The sequence below is a fragment of the Marinovum sedimenti genome (assembly GCF_054052205.1).
In genome coordinates, this window is sequence record NZ_CM133223.1 from 3,351,291 (window position 1) to 3,368,027 (window position 16,737).

The 16,737-nt window shown below is 60.4% G+C and carries 16 protein-coding genes; 12 read left to right on the forward strand and 4 right to left on the reverse strand.

Annotated features, from left to right (window positions below):
* The first annotated feature begins 223 nt into the window (after positions 1–223).
* Genes aceE through lpdA form a run of 3 tightly spaced genes read left to right on the forward strand, consistent with a single transcriptional unit; the run spans position 224 to position 5,920 of the window.
* Positions 224–2,878, forward strand: coding sequence for a pyruvate dehydrogenase (acetyl-transferring), homodimeric type (gene aceE / locus ACW9UO_RS16035; RefSeq protein ID WP_457086767.1), 2,655 nt, complete (start codon positions 224–226; stop codon positions 2,876–2,878).
* A 21-nt stretch (positions 2,879–2,899) separates the two neighbouring features.
* Entirely contained in the window at positions 2,900–4,162 is a 1,263-nt protein-coding gene (gene aceF, locus ACW9UO_RS16040) for a dihydrolipoyllysine-residue acetyltransferase (protein WP_457086768.1), read from the forward strand.
* 12 nt (positions 4,163–4,174) lie between these two features.
* On the forward strand, positions 4,175–5,920 hold the full coding sequence (lpdA, locus tag ACW9UO_RS16045; RefSeq protein ID WP_457086769.1) for a dihydrolipoyl dehydrogenase: 1,746 nt from the start codon (positions 4,175–4,177) through the stop codon (positions 5,918–5,920).
* 104 nt (positions 5,921–6,024) lie between these two features.
* Here the strand turns inward: lpdA and ACW9UO_RS16050 are convergent, their stop codons facing one another.
* Both ACW9UO_RS16050 and metF read right to left on the reverse strand, forming a co-directional pair.
* A complete protein-coding gene (locus ACW9UO_RS16050; RefSeq protein ID WP_457086770.1) occupies positions 6,025–6,777 on the reverse strand; it encodes an SDR family NAD(P)-dependent oxidoreductase in 753 nt (250 codons plus the stop codon).
* 57 nt (positions 6,778–6,834) lie between these two features.
* Positions 6,835–7,701 (reverse strand): methylenetetrahydrofolate reductase [NAD(P)H], encoded by an 867-nt coding sequence (gene metF / locus ACW9UO_RS16055; RefSeq protein ID WP_457086771.1) that lies wholly within the window; start codon positions 7,699–7,701, stop codon positions 6,835–6,837.
* A 91-nt stretch (positions 7,702–7,792) separates the two neighbouring features.
* Here metF and ACW9UO_RS16060 point away from each other — a divergent pair, with 91 nt between their 5' ends.
* A complete protein-coding gene (locus ACW9UO_RS16060) occupies positions 7,793–8,698 on the forward strand; it encodes a LysR family transcriptional regulator (protein ID WP_457086772.1) in 906 nt (301 codons plus the stop codon).
* 45 nt (positions 8,699–8,743) lie between these two features.
* Here ACW9UO_RS16060 and ACW9UO_RS16065 read toward each other — a convergent pair whose 3' ends face one another.
* Entirely contained in the window at positions 8,744–8,950 is a 207-nt protein-coding gene (locus ACW9UO_RS16065) for a cold-shock protein (protein ID WP_457086773.1), read from the reverse strand.
* A 223-nt stretch (positions 8,951–9,173) separates the two neighbouring features.
* On the opposite strand from ACW9UO_RS16065, the gene ACW9UO_RS16070 reads away from it, so the two are divergent.
* The 7 genes from ACW9UO_RS16070 to ACW9UO_RS16100 all read left to right on the forward strand — a co-directional run bounded on the left by ACW9UO_RS16070 (position 9,174) and on the right by ACW9UO_RS16100 (position 15,355).
* A complete protein-coding gene (locus ACW9UO_RS16070) occupies positions 9,174–9,491 on the forward strand; it encodes an arsenate reductase family protein (protein WP_457086774.1) in 318 nt (105 codons plus the stop codon).
* 98 nt (positions 9,492–9,589) lie between these two features.
* A complete protein-coding gene (locus tag ACW9UO_RS16075; protein WP_457086775.1) occupies positions 9,590–9,958 on the forward strand; it encodes a hypothetical protein in 369 nt (122 codons plus the stop codon).
* 4 nt (positions 9,959–9,962) lie between these two features.
* Entirely contained in the window at positions 9,963–10,403 is a 441-nt protein-coding gene (locus ACW9UO_RS16080) for an NUDIX hydrolase (protein WP_457086776.1), read from the forward strand.
* Positions 10,404–10,474: 71 nt separating this feature from the next.
* On the forward strand, positions 10,475–10,762 hold the full coding sequence (locus ACW9UO_RS16085; protein WP_457086777.1) for a hypothetical protein: 288 nt from the start codon (positions 10,475–10,477) through the stop codon (positions 10,760–10,762).
* 51 nt (positions 10,763–10,813) lie between these two features.
* On the forward strand, positions 10,814–12,790 hold the full coding sequence (dnaG, locus tag ACW9UO_RS16090; protein WP_457086778.1) for a DNA primase: 1,977 nt from the start codon (positions 10,814–10,816) through the stop codon (positions 12,788–12,790).
* 113 nt (positions 12,791–12,903) lie between these two features.
* Positions 12,904–14,883 carry an RNA polymerase sigma factor RpoD gene (gene rpoD / locus ACW9UO_RS16095; RefSeq protein WP_457086779.1) on the forward strand — a complete coding sequence of 660 codons (1,980 nt, stop codon included), beginning with the start codon at positions 12,904–12,906 and terminating at the stop codon, positions 14,881–14,883.
* A gap of 223 nt (positions 14,884–15,106) precedes the next feature.
* On the forward strand, positions 15,107–15,355 hold the full coding sequence (locus ACW9UO_RS16100; RefSeq protein WP_457086780.1) for a hypothetical protein: 249 nt from the start codon (positions 15,107–15,109) through the stop codon (positions 15,353–15,355).
* A gap of 35 nt (positions 15,356–15,390) precedes the next feature.
* Here the strand turns inward: ACW9UO_RS16100 and ACW9UO_RS16105 are convergent.
* A protein-coding gene (locus ACW9UO_RS16105; protein WP_457088577.1) for an IS5 family transposase occupies positions 15,391–16,160 on the reverse strand; the annotation gives its coding sequence in 2 pieces (ribosomal slippage) (positions 15,391–15,824 and positions 15,824–16,160; 771 coding nt in all).
* Between the two features lie 285 nt (positions 16,161–16,445).
* Between ACW9UO_RS16105 and ACW9UO_RS16110 the strand changes: the two genes are divergently transcribed.
* Positions 16,446–16,730 carry an HlyU family transcriptional regulator gene (locus tag ACW9UO_RS16110; RefSeq protein WP_457086781.1) on the forward strand — a complete coding sequence of 95 codons (285 nt, stop codon included), beginning with the start codon at positions 16,446–16,448 and terminating at the stop codon, positions 16,728–16,730.
* The last annotated feature ends 7 nt before the right edge of the window (positions 16,731–16,737 follow it).

Sequence of the window (16,737 nt, forward strand, 5' to 3'; positions counted from 1 at the left end):
GCGAATCGGATGTAGTTTAGTGTTAAACTATTCTGGTATGCGTTTAGCGCATGAAGGATATGCGCGTGGTTGCCTACGCGACGTAACCCTCTTGTGTTAGATCCTCCCCAAGAAAAGAACGGCCCATGACGGCCCACGACACAGCACTGTTTCCTTTGTCGTGGAAATGTAGTTTAGGGCTAAACAATCGCGCGGTGGTTCGCGCAACAAGGGAAGAGGATATATGACAGACCAAACATCCGATATCGATCCGATTGAATCTCAGGAATGGCAGGACGCTGTTCAGGATGTAATCGAACGCGACGGAGCCAACCGAGCGCATTTTCTGCTCGACAAGGCCGTTCAACAGGCGCGCGCCGCTGGCGCAACGCTGCCGTTTTCCGCAACAACACCTTATCAGAATACCATTCCGGTCGATGACCAGTACGAAATTCCTGGCGACATGGAGATGGAATGGCGCATCCGCACCATCAACCGCTGGAACGCCATGGCCACCGTCGTGCGCCGCAACAAAGTCAGCAGTGAATACGGCGGCCACATCGCCTCTTTCGCTTCGTCGGCGGCGATGTATGACATCGGCCTCAACCACTTCTGGCGCGCGAAATCCGCAATCCACGGCGGCGACCTGGTGTTCTTCCAGGGCCACGTGATCCCCGGCATCTACGCCCGCTCCTTCATGGAAGGCCGCCTCACCGAAGAGCAGCTGGAAAACTTCCGCTCCGAAGTTGGCGGCAAAGGCCTGTCGTCGTATCCGCACCCTTGGCTGATGCCCGACTATTGGCAGTTCCCGACCGTTTCGATGGGTCTCGGGCCGCTGATGGCGATCTATCAGGCGCGGTTCATGAAATACATGCACAACCGTGGCCACATCGACATGGCCGACCGCAAGGTCTGGTGCTTCCTCGGCGATGGCGAGATGGACGAGCCCGAAAGCCGTGGCGCAATCGACCTCGCGGCGCGCGAAAAGCTCGACAACCTGATCTTTGTCGTCAACTGCAACCTGCAGCGCCTTGATGGCCCTGTGCGGGGCAACGGCAAGATCGTGCAAGAGCTTGAAGGCGGCTTCCGTGGCGCGGGCTGGAATGTGATCAAATTGCTCTGGGGCAAGGGCTGGGATCAGCTGCTCGAGAACGACACCTCCGGCAAGCTGCGTCAGTTGATGGAAGAGACCGTCGACGGCGATTACCAGACGTTCAAATCCAAGGACGGCGCCTATATCCGCGAGCATTTCTTCGGCAAATATCCCGAAACGGCGGCCCTGGTCGAAGACTGGACCGACGATCAGATCTGGGCACTGCGCCGGGGCGGTCATGACCCGCAAAAGGTCTATACCGCGTTCAAGAAAGCCAGCGACACCAAGGACCAGCCGACCTGTCTTTTGATCAAAACCGTCAAAGGCCACGGCATGGGCACGGCTGGCGAAGGCCAGAACACCACCCACCAGCAAAAGAAGATGAACGAGGAACAGCTGCGTGCCTTCCGCGATCGCTTCAAGATTCCGGTGTCGGACGAAGACGTGGCCAAGGCGCCGTTTGTCTCGCTCAACAACTCGCAAAAGGCGTATCTGGCGGACAAGCGCAAGGCGCTTGGCGGCGAGTTCCCCAAGCGGTTCACCGGCGCACCTTCGCTGGAAATCCCCGGTCTCGAGGCCTTCAAAGGCCAACTCGAAAGCACGGGCGAGCGCGAAATTTCCACCACGATGGCCTTTGTCCGGATTCTGACCACGCTGTTGCGTGACAAGAAAATCGGCAAGAACGTTGTGCCGATTGTGCCGGACGAAAGCCGCACATTCGGGATGGAGGGTCTGTTCCGTTCGGTGGGCATCTACAACCCGCTGGGTCAGAAATACACGCCGCAAGACCGCGATCAGATGTCCTATTACAAGGAATCCGAAAGCGGCCAGGTGCTTCAGGAAGGCATCAACGAGGCGGGCGCGATGGCGGATTGGATTGCGGCGGCAACGTCTTACTCCAACCACGGCGTGCCGATGATCCCGTTCTTCATCTACTACTCGATGTTCGGTTTCCAACGGATCGGCGATCTGGCCTGGGCCGCAGGCGACAGCCGTGCACGCGGCTTTATGCTGGGCGGCACCGCAGGGCGCACCACGCTCAACGGCGAAGGTCTGCAACACGAGGACGGCCACAGCCACATCCTCGCGAGCACGATCCCGAACTGTATTTCCTATGATCCGACGTTCCAGCACGAGGTGGCGGTGATCGTCCATCACGGGTTGAAACGGATGTATCAAGATCAGGAAGACGTCTATTTCTACATCACCTTGATGAACGAAAACTACAGCCACCCCGACATGCCGATGGGCGTCGAGGAGGACATCATCAAGGGCCTCTACCGCTTCTCCAAGACCGAGAAACCCGGCAAGAAGCACGTCAACCTGATGGGCTCTGGCACGATCCTCGTGCAGGCAATGAAGGCGGCGGAACTGCTGAAGGAAGACTTCGGCGTGACCTCCGATATCTGGTCCGCCCCCAGCTTTAACGAGCTGGCCCGCGACATGCAGGACTGCATGCGCTGGAACCGGCTCAACCCGCTAAGCGAGGAACGCGTGCCGTTCGTCACAACGCAGCTTGAGCAGGCGCAAGGCCCGATCATTGTCGCCACCGACTACATGAAGAACATCGCAGAACAGGTGCGTGGCGCTGTCAAAAACCGCTACACCGTGCTTGGCACCGACGGTTTTGGTCGCTCTGACAGCCGTGTAAACCTGCGTCGTTTCTTTGAGGTGGATGCCAATCACATCGCCGCCGCGGCCATGGTCGACCTGCACCGCGAAGGCGTGGTGAGCAAGGACGAGCTGGAGAAGGCATTGAAAAAATACGAAATCGACGGCGAAAAGCCGAACCCGCGTCTGGTGTAAGCGGGAAGGAGGAACAGTAATATGGCAATTGAAGTAACCGTCCCCGACATCGGTGATTTTAACGATGTCCCCGTGGTTTCGATCCTGGTCGCCGTTGGCGATACCGTGGCCGAAGAAGACCCGCTGCTGGAACTTGAATCCGACAAGGCAACGATGGAAGTGCCGTCGCCCGCCGCTGGCGTGGTGAAAGAGATCAAAGTGGCCGAAGGCGACAATGTCTCGGAAGGCACGCTGATCATGGTGCTCGAAGGTGAAAGCGCGGGCGATGCCCCCGCCGAAGCCCCGAAATCCGAAGCACCGGCCGCGGCCCCTGCGGCGGCGGCACCTGCGGCGGCTCCGGCCCCGGCGGCAGTCACCGATGCGGGCTTTGGCAAGGCGCATGCCTCGCCATCCGTCCGTGCCTTTGCTCGTCAGCTCGAGATTGATCTCGCCAAGGTCAACGGCTCTGGCCGCAAGGGTCGTATCCTGCGCGAAGACGTGGCGAAGTTCCTGAAATCCACCACTGCGGCGGCCCCTGCGGCTGCGGGTGGCGGCACCTCGGGCGGCATGGGCATCCCGCCGATCCCGGTTGTCGACTTCTCGAAGTTCGGCCCCGTCGAAGACGTCGAAATGCCCCGGATCAAAAAGATCTCGGGCCCGGCGCTGCACCGGTCGTGGCTCAACATTCCGCATGTCACCCACAACGACGAAGCGGACATCACCGACCTCGACAAGTACCGCAAGGAGATGGACAACCACGCCAAGGAAAACGGCTACCGTGTCACGCTTCTGTCCTTTGTGATCAAGGCCTCGGTCTCTGCGCTCAAGCAGCACTGGGAGTTCAACTCGTCGATCCATCCCGATGGCGACAAGCTGATCAAGAAGGATTTCTACAACATCGGCTTTGCGGCGGACACGCCCAACGGTCTGATGGTGCCGGTGATCAAAGACGCGGATCGCAAAGGTCTGGTCGACATCTCGAAAGAGCTGATGGACCTGTCCAAGGCCGCCCGCGAAGGCAACCTAAAGTCGAAAGACATGCAGGGCGCAACCTTCACGATCTCGTCGCTCGGCGGCATCGGTGGCACCTCTTTCACCCCCATCGTCAACGCGCCGGAAGTGGCCATTCTGGGCCTGACACGGTCGAAAATGGCACCGGTCTGGAACGGCGAAGAGTTCAAGCCGCGCCTGATGCAGCCGCTTTCGCTGTCGTATGACCACCGTGCCGTCGATGGCGCGCTTGCCGCACGGTTCACCGTGACGCTCAAGACGCTGCTCGGCGATATGCGCAAGTTGATGTGGTAAGGAGAGAAAACGATGGAAGTCAAAGTACCCGATATCGGTGATTTCTCCGAAGTGCCGGTGGTGTCCATTCTGGTGGCCGTGGGAGACACGGTCGCCGAAGAAGACCCGCTGCTGGAACTTGAAAGCGACAAGGCCACGATGGAAGTGCCATCGCCGGCCGCTGGCGTGATCAAAGAGATCAAAGTTGCCGAAGGCGACAAGGTCTCTGAAGGCTCGGTCATCATGGTGATCGAAGGGGCCGACGCTGGTGCCTCTGACGATGCGCCGAAAAAGGCCGAAGCCCCTGCGGCCGAAGCGCCGAAATCCGTCGCGGCCACCGGCAGCGCCACGGGCAAGGGCGACATCCACGCCGAAGTCGTCGTTCTCGGCTCCGGCCCCGGCGGCTATACGGCGGCGTTCCGCGCGGCGGACCTTGGCAAAAAGACCGTGCTGATCGAGAAATACCCCTCGCTCGGCGGTGTCTGTCTCAACGTCGGCTGTATCCCCTCGAAGGCGTTGTTGCACGTCGCCAAGGTGATCACCGAGGCCGAGGAAATGTCGGCCCACGGAGTCAGCTTCTCCAAGCCCAAGATCGACTTGGACGAGTTGCGCGGCTTTAAAAACCAAGTGGTCAACCAGTTGACCGGCGGTCTTAAAGGCCTGTCCAAAGGCCGCAAGGTCGAGGTGGTGCAGGGCTATGGTAAGTTCACCGGGCCCAACATGATCGAAGTGCAGGGCGACGACGGCGTCAAAACCGTGTCCTTCGACCAATGCATCATCGCTGCGGGTTCCGAGCCGGTGAGCCTGCCGTTCATTCCTGAGGACGACCGGATCATCGACTCGACCGGCGCGCTGGAACTGGCCGACATCCCGAAACGGATGCTGGTTCTGGGCGGTGGCATCATCGGTCTCGAAATGGCCTGTGTGTACGATGCTTTGGGATCGAAAATCACCGTGGTCGAGTTCATGGATCAGATCATCCCCGGCGCTGACAAGGATATCGTCAAGCCGCTGATGACCCGGATCAAGGGTCGCTATGAGAACATCCTGCTCAAGACCAAAGTGACGGCGGTCGAGGCCGAGAAGAAGGGGCTGAAAGTCACCTTCGAGGACGACAAGGGCGAGATTTCGACCGACACGTTCGACAAGATCCTCGTCGCTGTGGGCCGCAAACCCAACGGCAAGATCATCGATGCCGACAAGGCCGGTGTGGCGGTGGATGACCGTGGCTTTATCGCCGTGGACAGCCAGCAAAAGACCGGCGTGCCGCATATCTTTGCCATTGGCGATGTGGTCGGCCAGCCGATGCTGGCGCACAAAGCGGTGCACGAGGGCAAGGTGGCGGCCGAAGTTTGCGCGGGCCACAACCGTCACTTCGACGCGCGCCTGATCCCCTCGGTGGCTTATACCGACCCCGAAGTGGCATGGGCCGGCGTGACCGAGACCGAGGCGAAAGCCAAAGGCATCAACTACGAAAAGGGCGTGTTCCCCTGGGCGGCATCCGGCAAAGCATTGTCGAACGGGCGGTCCGAGGGCATGACCAAACTGCTGTTTGATCCCGAAGACGACCGGATCATTGGCGGGCTGATCGTGGGCACCAACGCGGGCGATCTGATCGCCGAAGTGGCGCTGGCGATTGAGATGGGCGCGGATGCGGTTGACCTGGGTCACACCATCCACCCGCACCCGACGCTGTCAGAAACCGTGAACTTTGCCGCCGAAATGTTCGAAGGCACGATCACCGACCTGATGCCGCCGAAGAAAAAGAAAAAGCACTAGTCCAGTGCGCGGGGGCCTGTCACCGGGCCCCCGCAGCAAAATCCATTGATGGATTTTGTCCCGATCCTTTGAAGGATCGGCACCGATTTATCGATAAATCGGGCTCACCCCCGCAGCGCCGGCAAACCAATCCCGATACCTTCGAACCCGCCATCGACAGCGATGCACTGCGCATTGACGTAAGACGCCTTGTCGGAACACAAAAAGCAGATCACTTCGGCCAATTCCCGCTCGCTGCCATAGCGATTGAGCGGGATCGCATCATGATACGCCGCGATGATTTCCTCGGAATGCACCGCCATCGACAGCTTGGTTTTGACCGGCCCCGGCGCCACCACATTGGCCCGAATGCCGTATTCCCCAAGCTCCGCCGCCTGTTGCAAGGTCAGCTGGATCACCGCCGCTTTTGACGTGCCATAGGCCACCCGCAAGGTGGACGCACGCAAACCGCTGATCGAGGCGATGTTGACGATGGCCCCGCGGGTTTTTTTCAACGCGGGAACAGCGGCTTGCGTCATCAGGAACGGCCCATCAAGGTTCACCGCCATGACGTGTTTCCACCGGTCATAGGTGGTCTCTTCAATCGGTCCGAAATCCGCCACACCGGCGTTGTTCACCAGCGCATCAAGCTGGCCGAAATGCGCCGTGGTCTCGGCAATGGCGCGCTTGGTGTCGCCCGGCTGTGACACATCGGCATGCACCGCCAGCGCACCGTCCAAATCGGCGCATGCCGCTGTCAGCGCATCCTCGTCCCAATCCAGCAGCGCCACGCGCCAGCCGTTTTCCACAAACAGCTTGGCCGTGGCCAGCCCGATGCCGCGCGCCGCGCCGGTGATTAATGCAACTTTGGTCGTCATGAAATTCCTCCGATTATGCAGCAAACTTGCCGCAAGATCGGAGGAGAGGGAAGGGGATCAGGCGACGTTTTCGAGCGTCACTTTCGGCGTCACACCCAGCGCAAAACACACATCCCGCGTCAGCTCGGGCTTGTTCAGCGTATAAAAATGCAGGTTGTCGACGCCCTCACACACCAGCGCATCGCACATCTCGGTGCACAGCGCCGTGGCCAGCAGGTCTTCGCGTCCGTCGCGGATCGCCTTGTCAAAGGCATCGTCAAGCCAGGCCGGGATCGGCGTGCCGCAGCGTTTGGCGAAATTGCGGATGCCTTTCCAGTTCTCAATCGGCAGGATGCCCGGCACGATCGGCGCCTCGATCCCGGCGGCAACACAGCGATCGCGGAACCGCAGAAAGGTGTCGGCCTCAAAGAAAAACTGCGTCAGCGCCTCGGTGGCACCGGCATCGATCTTGCGTTTCAGCCAGGCCACATCGGCCTGATCGTCCGCCGCTTCGGGGTGTTTGTCAGGATAAGCCCCGACGCGAATGTTGAATTCACCGCTCTCGGCGAGCGCTGTGATCAGCTCGCAGCTGTCGCCAAACCCTTGCGGATGCGCAACAAAACCGTTCGCACCCTTGGGCGGATCGCCGCGCAGCGCCACGATGTCGGTCACACCGGCCTTGGCAAATTCCGCCGCGATCCCAAGCGTTTCCTCGCGGCTGGCATCCACGCACGTCAAATGCGCCGCCGTGCGCAACCCGCTGGATTTGTGCAGGGTCGCCACCGCATCGCGGGTCAATTCGCGCGTGGTGCCACCGGCACCATAAGTCACCGACACAAAGCGCGGATCAAGCGGCGCGAGAACCTGAACCGTGTCCCAAAGCCGGAACGAGGCTTCCAGATCACGGGGCGGGAAGAATTCGAAGGATACGGCGGGGGCGGTCATGAGTGTGATTCCTGTCTCAGGGTTTCGCCCTTGTCGCAAATGTTTCGATGTGAGACAAACTCATAAATCTCATCAACATTATGAGCTCAGCATGCATATCGAGTTTCGCCATCTGCGCACCATCCGCGCCATTCACGAAGCCGGCGGCCTTGCCCGCGCCGCCGATCAGCTCAACATCACCCAATCCGCGCTCAGCCATCAGATCAAGGGACTTGAGGATCAGGCCGGGGTCGAGCTGTTTGTGCGCCGCTCAAAGCCGATGAAGCTGTCGGCGGCGGGCATGCGGTTGCTGCGCACGGCGGAAAAGATCCTGCCCGAGATCGAGAAACTGCAAGATGAGTTCTCCGGCCTGCGCGACGGCAAATCCGGGCGGCTTCACATCGCCATCGAATGCCACGCCTGTTTTGAGTGGTTGTTCCCGGTGCTCGAAGCCTTTCGCAAAACCTGGCCTGACGTCGATGTCGACATCCGCCCAGGCCTCGCCTTTGATGCGCTGCCCGCGTTGCAAAAGGAAGAGGTCGATCTGGTGGTCTCCTCCGATCCCGAAAGCCTCGCCCATGTGGAATTCACCGAACTGTTTGATTACGCACCGGTTTTCGTGGCCTCCAAAGATCACCCCCTTGCGGCGAAACCCTATATCGACGCCGAGGACTTCCGCGGCCAGACGCTGATTTCCTATCCGGTCGAGCGCACGCGGCTGGACGTGTTCAGCCAATTGCTAATCCCTGCCAAGATCGAACCGGCCGTGGTGCGACAGGCCGAGCTGACGGCGGTGATCCTGCTTCTGGTCGCGTCCAATCGCGGCATTTCGGTACTGCCGGACTGGGTGGTGCGCGAGGTCAAATACAACTCCGACTACATCACCCGGCCGCTGACAAAGCAGGGGCTCAAACGCACCTTATACGCCGCCACCCGCACCGAAGATGTCGAGAAGCCCTATATGCGCGACCTGATCGCACTTGCCAAAAACGAGGCCGCCCGCCTGCAAGCCGCCTGATATCAGGCGGCCCCCAAGGGCCGTCCTCACACTACCCTCGCGTGCTCAGATCAGTTTCAGATCAGAGGCCAACTGCCGCCCATCGCGCCCCTCCTGTAGTTCAAACTCCACTTGCTGATTGTCACTCAGCCCGGTCAGCCCCGACCGCTGTACTGCCGAAATATGCACGAACACGTCTTTGCCGCCCTCGCTGGGTTCAATAAATCCATAGCCTTTGGTGGTGTTAAACCACTTCACGGTGCCCCTAGACATATCCGCGTCTCCTTAATCTTGTCTTACCGGAGAGCTTCCCACCCCGGTTAAAATGCCGAAACCTGTTCCAGTCGTGCCCCAAACACCGGGCGGGCCAAGATGCGGCGTGATCGTAAAACGTTACGTAGGGGCAGAATTGCACGGCATTGTAAAAAATCAAGGACAAGGCACTGGCTCTCGTGAAAATGGGTGGTAATTTGCCGGGACACTTTCAGGGGGCAGCATGCACATTTACGGACTGAAAACCTGTGACACCTGTCGCAAAGCCTTGAAATCATTAAGCGGGGCAAGCTTTGTCGATGTCCGCACCGAGGGCGTTCCCGACGAGGTGATGCGGCGCGCGATTGAGCAGTTTGGCGAAAAAGTGATCAATACGCGCTCGACCACATGGCGCACGCTCGACGCCGACGCACGCGCGGGCGCCCCCCTCGATTTGCTCAAACAGCACCCTACACTGATGAAACGCCCGCTGATCCAAGACGGCGACACGCTGTACCTTGGCTGGGGCAAGGACGTGCAGACCGCCCTTGGCGTTGGATAAGGCGAAAGGGTTAAAGGGGGAATAACGCGCGCCATTTCCCGCCTTGGAACCGCGGCCATCCTCGCATACCTCCTAACCGACAGAGCAAAGGAACGAAGATGCGCAATGCAGCACTGACCCTGGGCGTGATTGGTGGCGTGATCGCGATGATCGTTGGTTTTTTCAGCTATGGCTACACCGAGGCCGTCACCCGCTTTGGCGAAATCGAGGGGCTGGCCCGTCAGGTGAGCAACGTCGAATTGATCCGCGCCGCCGCCGTGATTGCGCCGCTTCTGGCGATTGCCGGGGGCGCGATGGCCAAGTCGCGCGCGCTGTGGGGCGGGATCGCGATGCTGCTGGGCTGCGCGCTGATGTATGTCGCCTGGGGCTTTAACGTTGGCACCATGTTCCCCATCGCCTTTACCGGATTGGGCGGGATTCTGGCGTTGGCGGCAGGCAAACCCGACGAACCCAAAGCGCATTTCTAGCCCGGTGGAGCGCCCATTCCCCCGCCTCGGCGCGCTGGCGGTTGTGGTGCAGGACAGCCGCGTTCTGCTGGTGCGCCGCGTCGCGGGCAAGCCCGACGCCGGCCTCTGGGGCTTTCCCGGCGGCCATGTCGAGCCGGGCGAGACGGTGTTTCAGGCCGCCGCGCGCGAACTGCTTGAAGAAACCTGCCTGACCGCCGCGCCGCTCGAAACCCTCACCCACCTCGATCTGATCCGCCACGATGCCGACGGCACGCTCCTTATGCACTACCTGCTTGTCGCCGTGCGCTTTTCCCCGCCGAGCGGCACGCTGATGGCCTGTGATGACGCCGCCGAAGCCGCCTGGCACCCGATCACCGATGTGCTTGGCGCAATTTTGCCACTCAGCCGCGATGTCGATACCGTGTTGCAAATGGCGGTTGGCGGCACCGTGCAAAAGGCTACATAACGGATGTCCGCGACCTGCGTTGCCGGGGCAGTGCCCGGCCTGTTTGCGGACTGAAACTGAGGAGAATTTACATGCGTTTCGTTGTTGTGACCTGTCTGGCGCTTGTGCCGAACCTGTCGTTTGCGGCCAATCCCGACTGCTTTGAGATGGGCGAAATCGTCAACAAGATCGTCGGCCAGCGCACCGAAGGCACCGAAATGATGGCGGCGATGGAGCTGGTGGCGGCGGATTATTCCGGCGAATCCGCGCGTTTCGTGCCGACAATTCCGCCGCTGACCGACTGGGTGTATTCGCTGCCTGATGACCAGCTGACCGCCGAGGCCGGGGCCGCATTCGAGACCCAGTGCAACGCGCAATAGCGCCGCGGGTGTGACTCGACTCTTGTCGCCGCAAGCCCGATATAATGTCACATGAGCTTGCCCCCCGGATTCCTCGAAGAACTGCGCACCCGCCTGTCGCTGACCGATGTGGTGGGCCGCAAAGTCATGTGGGACGCCCGCAAAAGCAATCAGGGCAAGGGCGATATGTGGGCCCCGTGCCCCTTTCACCAAGAAAAAAGCGCGTCTTTCCATGTAGATGACCGCAAGGGCTTCTATTACTGCTTCGGCTGTCAAGCCAAAGGCGACGCGATTTCCTTTGTGCGCGAAACCGAAAACGTCGGCTTTATGGAGGCCGTCGAGATCCTTGCGGGCGAGGCCGGAATGCCGATGCCCGCGCGCGATCCCAAAGCGCAGGAAAAGGCCGACCACCGCACGCTTCTGGTCGAGGTGATGGAGCAGGCGGTGCAATACTTCCGCCTGCAATTGCGCACCGGCGGCGCGGCGGCGGCGCGTGAGTACCTTGAGCGGCGCGGGCTGGCCCCGGCCACGTTGGAGCGGTTTGAAATCGGCTTTGCCCCCGATGCCTGGCAGGGCCTCTGGGATCACCTGCGCGCCAAGAACGTGCCTGAGGATCTGATTTTTGGCGCCGGTCTGTCCCGACCAAGCCAAAAGGGCGGACGCCCCTATGATACCTTTCGCGGCCGCATCATGTACCCGATCCGCGATGCCCGTGGCCGCTGTATTGCCTTTGGCGGCCGCGCGATGGACCCCAACGACAACGCCAAATACCTCAATTCCCCCGAGACCGATCTCTTCGACAAAAGCCGCAACCTCTACAATCTTGGCCCCGCCCGCGAGGCCTGTGGCAAGGGCCAACCGCTGATCGTTGCCGAAGGCTATATGGACGTGATTGCGCTGGTCGAAGGCGGCTTTGGCGGCGCCGTCGCCCCGCTGGGAACCGCCGTCACCGAGGAACAACTGCGCCTGATGTGGCGCGTCTCGGACGAGCCGGTGATCGCGCTCGATGGCGACAGCGCTGGCCTGCGCGCGGCGCACCGGGTCATCGACCTTGCGCTGCCGCTGCTTGAGGCGGGCAAATCCCTGCGCTTTGCGCTGATGCCCGAGGGCCAAGACCCCGACGACCTGCTGCGCGCCAAGGGTGCCAAGGCGGTGCAGGCGCTGATCGAACAGGCGCTGCCGATGGTGCAACTGCTGTGGCGGCGCGAAACCGAGGGCCGCGTGCTCGACAGCCCCGAACGCAAAGCCGCGCTCGACAAGGCCCTGCGCGCCAAGATCACCCTGATCAAAGACCCCTCGATCCGCAGCCATTATGGCCAGGAAATCAAAGACCTGCGCTGGCAGCTGTTCAACGCCAACCGCCGCAAACCGGCGCAACGCAACTCCACATGGGGCAAAACCCCGTGGAAACCCGGCCAAAAACGCGTGGCCCCGCCCGAACCGCCGCGCGCCGAGACCAAAGCCTCGCTGCTCGCACTTGGCGATGACACCACGTTCATCTTTATCCGCGAGGCGGTGATCCTGGCCGCCGCGATCAGCACCCCCGCCGTGGCCGAGGAATTCGAGGACGCGCTTGAGCACCTTGCCTGCGTCGATCCTGATCACGCCCGCCTGCGCGACCTGATCCTGCGCCACGCCGGGGCAGGGGCCGATGCGCTTTACGACGCTGTTGCGTATTCAATGGGCCCCGATGCCCTTGAAAACCTGTTGGCGATGCGCCATGTGGCAATAATCCCATGTGTCCGCAAACCGGGCGATATCGAACTGGCCCGTATGACGTTGGCCGAAGAATTCGCAAAACTCACCGCGCACTTGGGATTGCAGGCCGAGATCGAAGAGGCCGCCGAAGACATGACCCATGTGGCCGATGAAGCGGTGACATGGCGGCTTGGACAGGCGGCCGAAGCGCGCAATCGCGCCGCATCAGGCTCGCAGGAGGACAACACGGAATATGACACAGGACCCAACGGCGCGCGAATCAATCGGGATGAACGAAACAAGCTGGATGCGCTACTAGATCAAATCGGTCACACTAAAACGCGAAAATAACGCGGTTTGGTGAGGAAATAGTAGTTAATTCCGCGTAGAACGCTGCACGAATCGCTAAGATTCGGTAATGATTCGTATAACCGAATCACCCGCGCCTCAGACAGGAGCCCCGCATGGCTGCAAAAGATAACGACGATCAGAAGACTGACGCCTCTGAAGACGGGTCACTCGACATGAGCCAGGCGGCGGTCAAAAAGATGATCGCTGAAGCGCGCGAGCGTGGATACATTACCTACGACCAGCTGAACAACGTCCTCCCGCCCGATCAGGTCAGCTCCGACCAGATCGAGGATGTGATGTCGATGCTCTCCGAGATGGGCATCCAGGTCACCGAAGACGATGAAGACGCGGACGAGGACGAAAACAAGGGCGCGACCGATCTGGTCGAGACCAAGAAACCGGGCGAGTTGGCTTTGGCCTCTGGCACCGGCGAAAAGCTGGACCGGACCGATGACCCGGTGCGGATGTACCTGCGCGAAATGGGCTCGGTCGAGCTTTTGTCGCGTGAGGGCGAGATCGCGATTGCCAAGCGTATCGAGGCTGGCCGCAACACGATGATCGCCGGGCTGTGCGAAAGCCCGCTGACCTTTCAGGCGATCACCATCTGGCGCGACGAACTTCTGAGCGAAGACATTCTGCTGCGCGACGTGATCGACCTTGAAACCACCTTCTCGGGGCAACTCGATGAAGAGGGCGAGGTCGCCCCCGTGGTCGAGGCCGCCAACGTTGGCACCGCACCCAAGAAAGAGGCCGGCCCCGAGCTTGACGCCGACGGCAACCCGATTGCCAAGGAAGACGACGAGGACGAAGACGAGCAGGCCAACATGTCGCTGGCCGCGATGGAAACCGCGCTCAAGCCGCAGGTTCTGGAAACGCTCGACCGGATCGCTGATGATTACGTCAAATTGTCTGAAATGCAGGACAGCCGGATTTCGGCAACCCTGAACGAAGACGGCACCTTTTCCGCAGCGGAAGAAGCGACGTATCAGCAGTTGCGCTCTGAAATCGTTCTGTTGGTCAACGAGTTGCACCTGCACAACAACCGGATCGAAGCCCTGATCGACCAGCTCTACGGCATCAACCGCCGCATCATGGTCATCGACAGCTCGATCGTGAAACTGGCCGACCAGGCGCGCATCAACCGTCGTGAATTTGTCGATGCCTATCGCGGTTACGAGCTTGACCCATCCTGGCTTGATCGCATGGGCGAAAAGGCCGGTCGCGGCTGGCAGATGTTCATCGAACGCTCGGCGGACAAGGTCGAAGAGCTGCGCACCGAAATGGCGCAGGTTGGTCAATACGTTGGCCTCGACATCCCCGAATTCCGCCGCATCGTCGGTCAGGTTCAAAAGGGTGAAAAAGAGGCGCGTCAGGCGAAAAAGGAAATGGTCGAGGCCAACCTGCGCCTTGTGATCTCCATCGCCAAAAAGTACACCAACCGCGGCTTGCAGTTCCTTGATCTCATTCAGGAAGGCAACATTGGCCTGATGAAGGCCGTCGACAAATTCGAATACCGTCGCGGTTACAAGTTCTCGACCTATGCGACCTGGTGGATCCGTCAGGCGATCACCCGCTCGATTGCCGATCAGGCGCGTACCATCCGTATCCCGGTTCACATGATCGAAACGATCAACAAACTGGTCCGGACCGGTCGCCAGATGCTGCACGAAATCGGCCGCGAGCCGACGCCCGAGGAACTGGCCGAGAAGCTGCAAATGCCGCTCGAAAAGGTCCGCAAGGTGATGAAAATCGCCAAAGAGCCGATCTCACTCGAAACGCCGATCGGCGACGAAGAAGACAGCCAGCTTGGCGACTTCATCGAAGACAAGAACGCGGTTCTGCCGCTGGATTCCGCCATTCAGGAGAACCTGAAGGAAACCACAACCCGCGTGCTCTCGTCGCTCACCCCGCGTGAGGAACGTGTGCTGCGGATGCGGTTTGGCATCGGCATGAACACCGACCACACGCTCGAAGAGGTTGGCCAACAGTTCAGCGTGACGCGCGAACGGATCCGCCAGATCGAAGCCAAGGCGCTGCGAAAGCTCAAGCACCCGAGCCGCAGCCGCAAGCTGCGCTCGTTTCTAGATCAGTAAAGAACGGGGCGGTCCACGGGCCGCCCTTTTCGTTTACCGCCGGGCGCCGGACGCCCTTGTCGGCGGTCCACCCCCCTTGAACCCATCCCCCACACACCAGATACAGTGGCTCACAGCCACGCGATGGGCAGATAGGTGATAACCTTCAAATAAATTCGACCCTCGCCGGGAACCAATATGCCCCCACGGTGTTAACCCTTCGAACACAGAAGGAGACACTGCCATGATCCGCCTGATCCCGACCGCCATTCTCGCCAGCGTCGCCGCTGCCGGAGTATTCGCCGCAACAGACGGCGAATGGGACCAGTCCGCCCCGACCGTTATGGAAATCGAAGTCGCAGCCGCGGACCTGGCAGATTGCCAGCGGACCCTGCGCGAGGTCGGTGCCCAACCGGTTGTGACTGACGGCGGCTTCTCGTCGTTCTTCGCCAATACCTCTGACCTGCCGACCGTTGTGTGCGTCACATCCTAACCGGCACTGTCCTAGGGTCAGGACTCGTTCTCGTTTCATAGCCAGAACATGACGGTTGCGGCGAGGGCGATGGCGGAGAGGAAGACTTTCGGGCATCGGTCGTAGCGTGTGGCAATCCTGCGCCAGTCCTTCAGGCGCCCGAACATGATCTCGATCCTGTTGCGGCGTTTGTAGCGGCGCTTGTCGTATTTGACGGGCTTGGCGCGGGACTTCCGGCCAGGGATGCAGGGCTTTATCTCCTTGTCTTTCAACGCTTCCCTGAACCAGTCGGCGTCATAGCCCCGGTCGGCCAGAAGCCATTGTGCCGATGGCAGGCTGCCAAGAAGGGCCGCAGCGCCGGTGTAGTCGCTGACCTGGCCCGCGGTCATGAAAAACCGGATCGGTCGTCCCTCGGCATCGGTGACGGCATGCAGCTTGGTGTTCATGCCGCCTTTGGTTCGGCCGATCGCGCGCCCCCGCTGGTCGTCGGGCCCCCCTTTTTCGACCGCAGACTGCTCGCCGTGCGGTGCGCCTTCAGATAGGTCGCGTCGATCATCACCGTCTTTGGAACCGCTGCCTCCGACGCAAGGCCGTGCATCATCCTCGCGAAAATGCCCTTGTCGCTCCATCGTTTCCAGCGGTTATAGAGCGTTTTGGCCGGGCCGTATTCCGCGGGCGCGTCGCACCAGCGCAAGCCATTGCGATTGATGAATATTATCCCACTCAGAACACGCCGGTCATCCACCCGCGGCTTGCCATGGCTCTTGGGAAAAAACGGCCGAAGCCGGTCCATCTGCGCGTCCGTTAGCCAGAAAAGGTTGCTCATCATCACCCCCGTCAGTTTGGGAGCTTGAATCACGCTGCCGACGTAGCCTCAAGCAGATCAATGGGTCCTGAGCCTAACACTGTCCTAATTTTTGATTACTGAGTGAGTAAGATTTTACCAGTTAAAAGGCCGCTCTCACCGGGGCGGCCTTTCGTCGTTGCACATCAACGATTTACCAGCCGCGCAACCCGCTACGGCACGACCGGTCAACGCAATTTGCGCTGGTGATTAAGGCCGATTAATCTCAATATCATCGCAACGGCACGGCACAGAAAGGCGAACCAGATGTCACTTCTCAAACGACTCTTCGGCGGCGGCGACAAAGGCGGTTCTACGCCCACCGGTCCCGAACCTGTCGAGCACAATGGTTTTCTGATCTATGCCGATCCTGCCAAGGCGTCTGGCGGCTATCGCATCGGCGCGCGGATTGAAAAAGACATCGACGGCACGCTAAAATCCCACACCATGATCCGCGCTGACGTGATCAGCTCGGCCGACGAAGCCCTGGACGCGTCGATCAACAAGGCCAAACAGATGATCAACGAGCAGGGCGACCGTATCTTCGGCTGATCCGCCC

Coding starts and splice junctions, on each gene's coding strand:
- ACW9UO_RS16100 (WP_457086780.1), top strand. CDS start 15,107: ATGATCCGCCTGATCCCGACCGCCATTCTCGCCAGCGTCGCCGCTGCC.
- ACW9UO_RS16050 (WP_457086770.1), bottom strand. CDS start 6,777: ATGACGACCAAAGTTGCATTAATCACCGGCGCGGCGCGCGGCATCGGG.
- ACW9UO_RS16065 (WP_457086773.1), bottom strand. CDS start 8,950: ATGTCTAGGGGCACCGTGAAGTGGTTTAACACCACCAAAGGCTATGGA.
- ACW9UO_RS16075 (WP_457086775.1), top strand. CDS start 9,590: ATGCGCAATGCAGCACTGACCCTGGGCGTGATTGGTGGCGTGATCGCG.
- dnaG (WP_457086778.1), top strand. CDS start 10,814: ATGAGCTTGCCCCCCGGATTCCTCGAAGAACTGCGCACCCGCCTGTCG.
- lpdA (WP_457086769.1), top strand. CDS start 4,175: ATGGAAGTCAAAGTACCCGATATCGGTGATTTCTCCGAAGTGCCGGTG.
- ACW9UO_RS16060 (WP_457086772.1), top strand. CDS start 7,793: ATGCATATCGAGTTTCGCCATCTGCGCACCATCCGCGCCATTCACGAA.
- rpoD (WP_457086779.1), top strand. CDS start 12,904: ATGGCTGCAAAAGATAACGACGATCAGAAGACTGACGCCTCTGAAGAC.
- metF (WP_457086771.1), bottom strand. CDS start 7,701: ATGACCGCCCCCGCCGTATCCTTCGAATTCTTCCCGCCCCGTGATCTG.
- ACW9UO_RS16110 (WP_457086781.1), top strand. CDS start 16,446: ATGTCACTTCTCAAACGACTCTTCGGCGGCGGCGACAAAGGCGGTTCT.
- ACW9UO_RS16085 (WP_457086777.1), top strand. CDS start 10,475: ATGCGTTTCGTTGTTGTGACCTGTCTGGCGCTTGTGCCGAACCTGTCG.
- ACW9UO_RS16070 (WP_457086774.1), top strand. CDS start 9,174: ATGCACATTTACGGACTGAAAACCTGTGACACCTGTCGCAAAGCCTTG.
- aceE (WP_457086767.1), top strand. CDS start 224: ATGACAGACCAAACATCCGATATCGATCCGATTGAATCTCAGGAATGG.
- aceF (WP_457086768.1), top strand. CDS start 2,900: ATGGCAATTGAAGTAACCGTCCCCGACATCGGTGATTTTAACGATGTC.